We start from the raw sequence: 4,573 nt of genomic DNA, 5'->3' as shown, positions 1-4,573 counted from the left end.
ATGCTGCACTACAACTTCCCTCCGTTCTCGGTGGGCGAGTGTGGTCGCATGGGTGGCGCTGGTCGTCGTGAAATCGGTCACGGCCGTCTGGCTCGTCGTTCGGTTCAGGCCATGCTGCCTGCTGCCGACGTGTTCCCGTACACCATCCGTGTCGTGTCGGAAATCACCGAGTCCAACGGTTCGAGCTCCATGGCTTCGGTCTGCGGCGCTTCCCTGGCTCTGATGGACGCTGGTGTACCGATGAAGGCACCGGTTGCTGGTATCGCCATGGGTCTGGTTAAAGAAGGCGAGAAATTCGCCGTCCTGACTGACATCCTGGGTGACGAAGACCACCTGGGCGACATGGACTTCAAAGTAGCCGGTACCGCCAAAGGTGTTACCGCGCTGCAGATGGACATCAAGATCAAGGGCATCACCGAAGAAATCATGGAAATCGCTCTGGGCCAAGCCCTGGAAGCGCGCCTGAATATCCTCGGTCAGATGAACCAGATCATTGGCCAGTCGCGTACCGAGCTGTCGGAAAACGCTCCGACCATGATCGCGATGAAAATCGACACCGACAAAATCCGTGATGTCATCGGTAAAGGCGGCGCGACCATTCGTGCGATCTGTGAAGAGACCAAGGCTTCGATCGACATCGAAGACGACGGCTCGATCAAGATCTTCGGCGAAACCAAGGAAGCGGCTGAAGCTGCACGCCAGCGCGTTCTGGGCATCACCGCTGAAGCTGAAATCGGCAAGATCTACGTCGGTAAGGTTGAGCGCATCGTCGACTTCGGYGCATTCGTCAACATCCTGCCGGGCAAGGACGGTCTGGTTCACATCTCGATGCTGAGCGACGCTCGCGTTGAGAAAGTGACCGACATCCTGAAAGAAGGCCAGGAAGTGGAAGTTCTGGTACTGGACGTGGACAACCGCGGCCGTATCAAGCTGTCCATCAAAGACGTAGCAGCGGCCAAGGCTTCGGGCGTTTAATTACCCCCGCGCCTGACCGTTGAACAGCAAAACGCCCCGACTGGTTCGGGGCGTTTTGCTGTGTGCAGGAAAAAGCTGAGCGTGGAATTTGGTGTGGCGAGGGAGCTTGCTCCCTCGCCACAAGTTGCCGGACCTCGAGACCGGTGCTAGGTTTAGCCCACAGCCCGTGTAGCTCAGCCGGTAGAGCAGCGCACTCGTAACGCGAAGGTCGCAGGTTCGATTCCTGTCTCGGGCACCATTTTCCCCGCTTACTTCACCTTTCTGCTCAGCTCCTCGACGGTGCGCTTGAGCTGATCCATCGCGCGATCCTGATCGCTGATTTCCCGTTTAAGACTGGAGATCTCGCTGTTGTTCGAGCTGGAGCTGGAACCGCTGTTGCGCTTGAGCTCTTCCACTTGTTTGGTGAGAGTGTTCAGGTCGCGTTCCTGTTCATTGACCGTGCGCTTGAGATCATCAATCTCCTTGCTGCTGGAGCTGGTGCTGGAACCACTGTTGCGTTTGAGTTCTTCGATCTGACGGGCCTGTTCGCTGATAGTGCGCTTCTGGCTTTCGAGATCGCTGGCATTGGCCTTCACGGTTTTTTGCAGGTTTTCCAGATCATCGATGCTGACACTGGTTCTGACGAGCGTGTCCTTGCCGTATGAATTGTGGAGGGCAGAGATTTTGTCGGAGTACAGCGAAGGGTCAGAGGCGACTTCGACAGCCGCTTGAGCTGCACTGGCCAATGTCAGGCTGCCGAGCAGCAGGGTAGCAGCGGCAAGACGGGTAGACGAAAGCTTCGAAAAACTGCGCATCACTGGGGTTCCTTGTGAAGTGCCGATATGGCACATCGCTATGACTTGGGATTTGAATTTATGTTCCCCGAGGTCTCCAGCGTCTCTTGCACACAGCTTTTTGCGGGATAGATGTAAAGAGCCGTGTAAATCGTCGGCAAAACGTCCTATATTCGTTGCCTGCATGAGCATCGCCCAGCAGTTTTCAGATGATCCCGAATGGTTCTGAAGGCCAGACAAACCGGGCTTCAAACGGTTTTTTTGCGTCAGAGAGATCCTTGATGATCCAGATCCATCTTCCATTCCCCAGATCAGCGAGAACGCCATGACCGTTAAAGAATTGACCCAAGAAGCCAGACACGAAGAAGCCCTGAAAAAGTACGTACTGGATGCACCCCAGTTACTGGAAGAGATCAAGGACTTGCCTGCCGACGATCAGAAGGACCAGATCCAGTGGGCGTTCGAGGATGAGGCAGAAGCCCAGGGCTTGCAGCCGTGGGAGCTGACGCTCAAGTACACCTCAACCCCGGAAGAGTTCGAGGCTGCGCGCCTGGCGCTGCACAAGGAAGCGGCCGAGGTATTGGGTGTCGAGTGGGAAGAGTACTGCGAGATGAACAATCTGGTGGTCTGATACAAAAACGCCAGCCTCATCGGGGCTGGCGTTTTTCTTTATGCGAAGAACTCAGAGGCTCAGTCGCATCGACAGATCCACCGCCTTCACATCCTTGGTCATCGCACCAATCGAAATGTAATCCACCCCGGTTTGCGCAATCGGCAGCAACGTACTTTCGTTGATGCCGCCACTGGCCTCCAGTTTTGCCTTGCCGGCATTCAGGCGCACGGCTTCACGCATGTCATCCAGGCTCAGTTCATCGAGCATGATGATGTCGGCCCCCGCCGCCAGGGCTTCTTTGAGCTCCGTCAGGTTCTCCACTTCGATCTCCACCGGTTTGCCCGGAGCGATCTTGTGCGCGGCAGCAATAGCCTCAGGGATGCCACCGCAGGCGGCGATATGGTTTTCCTTGATCAGGAAGGCGTCATACAGGCCGATGCGGTGGTTGTAGCAGCCGCCGCAGGTCACGGCGTATTTCTGGGCCAGACGCAGCCCCGGCAGGGTTTTGCGGGTATCGAGCAACTTCACTTGGGTTTGGGCGACGAAATCCGCCAGGTACTGCGCGCGCGTGGCCACGCCCGAAAGCAGCTGCAGGAAGTTCAGCGCGCTGCGTTCGCCGGTGAGCAGCGAGCGTGCCGGGCCTTCGAGGTGGAACAGCGCCTGATTGGGTTTCACCCGCTCGCCATCGCTCACCTGCCAGTGCACGGCGACCCGCGGATCCAGCTGCCGAAACACGGCATCGACCCATGCAGTGCCGCTGATGACGGCCGCGTCGCGGGTGATGATGGTGGCTTTGGCCAGACGTTCGGCCGGGATCAGTTGCGCGGTGATGTCGCCGCTGCCGATGTCCTCGAGCAACGCACGGCGCACGTTGGCTTCGATTTCGGCGGTCAAATCGGCGAGACGTAGATTCGGCATAACGGGCTCCACAAACAAAGTGGCCCGATTATAGGGCCATGGCGCGAGGCAACCCAAGGCATCAACAACCATCCCGTCGTTCACGAACCTGCATTTGGTCGATTCGCGTGAGCAATTGACTCTAAGCAAGGGTCTTTCATAAACGTCTGTTTCTTTGGGAGCGCAGAGTCTGCTGGCACAAGAGAGGTCTTTTGCAGATAATTCTGCCTTGCATTTGACGTCATAGCTTTGACGTACCTTTGGATTCCCGATTATTGAATGACAGCGGGTGTGCAATGTTCTCCGCTGAACGCCGGCTGTGTGGCCGGCGTGCTCGATCTTTCTTACCGAACCGAAGAATCACCGTTTCAGGAGGCTTGGATGCACAACGACGGGAATGTAGTGCCTTTGCACAAGGCGACTACCGATCAGGCGACTCATTCGCTGCTCGCCCGCCTGCCCGTGATTCTGCTTCAGGTTCGCGACAAAGCTGCCCAACAGCTCAAGCAGGGTTTGCAGGAGCTGTTCGATAACGCCGACGACACCTTGTTCGAAATGGCCGACCGGGCCCGAAACGATGTCGAGCAAAACATTTTCTTCGAAGCCATGCGCGATTTGCGCCTCAAGCGCAAAAGTATCGAGCGCGGTTTTCTCGAGCAGTTCCTCGAGGCTTTCCTCAGACTCACGCAGTGCGACACCTCACAGGCTGCCTTGCCCCGGGCATTGGCTTTCGATACCTCGGCGTCGCTATCCCATGACGACATGGAGCGTAATGTGGCGGTGGAGATCATGGTCGGCAAAGTGCTGAACCGCGATGGCTTCGCCCTCGACCAACTCACCGCCCGACTGAGCACCCTGTTGGGCAAGAAACTGGTCGAACAGCACAACCCCCTGGGGCCGACGCTGCTCTGCGAGTATTTCCTGCAGGCGGGTCGCAACCTGGGGATGGAGATCAAGGTCAAGCTGATCATCCTCAAGCTGTTTGAGCGCTATGTGCTCAGCAACGCCGATCAGCTCTACGCCGAAGCCAATCAATTGCTGATCGCCACCGGTGTGCTGCCGGACCTCAAGCCCGCCCCGGCGCGGCGTGCCACTGATCGAGCGGCTGCCAGTGCTCACGCCGACCCTGTCGAGGCAGGGAGTCGCAGCAGCAATCCACAGATTGACGAGGGGGTGCAGGAAGTTTTCGCCGCCTTGCAGGAGTTGCTGCTCCATGTGCGCGGCAGCGTTGCGCCGACCCTGGAGGTCAGTGCCCAGACCCAGCCCATTTCCACCCGCGACCTGCTGCGACTGCTCTCGCACTTGCAGCAATATG

The 4,573-nt window shown here is 57.6% G+C and carries 5 protein-coding genes and 1 tRNA gene; 4 read left to right on the top strand and 2 right to left on the bottom strand.

Annotated features, from left to right (window positions below; all coding sequences use genetic code 11):
* Together pnp and AC1DLB_RS22040 are read left to right on the top strand one after the other, a co-directional pair.
* Positions 1-975: polyribonucleotide nucleotidyltransferase (gene pnp / locus AC1DLB_RS22045; protein WP_477785643.1), on the top strand; the 975-nt coding region annotated here is incomplete at its 5' end.
* 162 nt (positions 976-1,137) lie between these two features.
* Positions 1,138-1,213, top strand: a tRNA-Thr gene (locus tag AC1DLB_RS22040).
* Between the two features lie 10 nt (positions 1,214-1,223).
* Here the strand turns inward: AC1DLB_RS22040 and AC1DLB_RS22035 are convergent.
* Positions 1,224-1,769 carry a hypothetical protein gene (locus AC1DLB_RS22035; protein WP_018929490.1) on the bottom strand — a complete coding sequence of 182 codons (546 nt, stop codon included), beginning with the start codon at positions 1,767-1,769 and terminating at the stop codon, positions 1,224-1,226.
* A 304-nt stretch (positions 1,770-2,073) separates the two neighbouring features.
* Between AC1DLB_RS22035 and AC1DLB_RS22030 the strand changes: the two genes are divergently transcribed.
* Positions 2,074-2,379: a DUF6388 family protein gene (locus AC1DLB_RS22030; protein WP_018929491.1), complete on the top strand. Its 306-nt coding sequence runs from the start codon at positions 2,074-2,076 to the stop codon at positions 2,377-2,379.
* A 51-nt stretch (positions 2,380-2,430) separates the two neighbouring features.
* On the opposite strand, the gene nadC is transcribed toward AC1DLB_RS22030, so the two are convergent.
* Positions 2,431-3,279, bottom strand: coding sequence for a carboxylating nicotinate-nucleotide diphosphorylase (nadC, locus tag AC1DLB_RS22025; RefSeq protein ID WP_019582448.1), 849 nt, complete (start codon positions 3,277-3,279; stop codon positions 2,431-2,433).
* Positions 3,280-3,639: 360 nt separating this feature from the next.
* Between nadC and AC1DLB_RS22020 the strand changes: the two genes are divergently transcribed.
* Positions 3,640-4,573, top strand: a 934-nt coding sequence (locus tag AC1DLB_RS22020) for a DUF1631 family protein (RefSeq protein WP_477785642.1), incomplete at its 3' end; no start/stop codon positions are given.

The sequence above is a fragment of the Pseudomonas sp. 05N434 genome (assembly GCF_056396965.1).
This window is presented reverse-complemented; position numbering and strand designations above follow the sequence as displayed.

Coding starts and splice junctions, on each gene's coding strand:
- AC1DLB_RS22035 (WP_018929490.1), bottom strand. CDS start 1,769: ATGCGCAGTTTTTCGAAGCTTTCGTCTACCCGTCTTGCCGCTGCTACC.
- AC1DLB_RS22030 (WP_018929491.1), top strand. CDS start 2,074: ATGACCGTTAAAGAATTGACCCAAGAAGCCAGACACGAAGAAGCCCTG.
- nadC (WP_019582448.1), bottom strand. CDS start 3,279: ATGCCGAATCTACGTCTCGCCGATTTGACCGCCGAAATCGAAGCCAAC.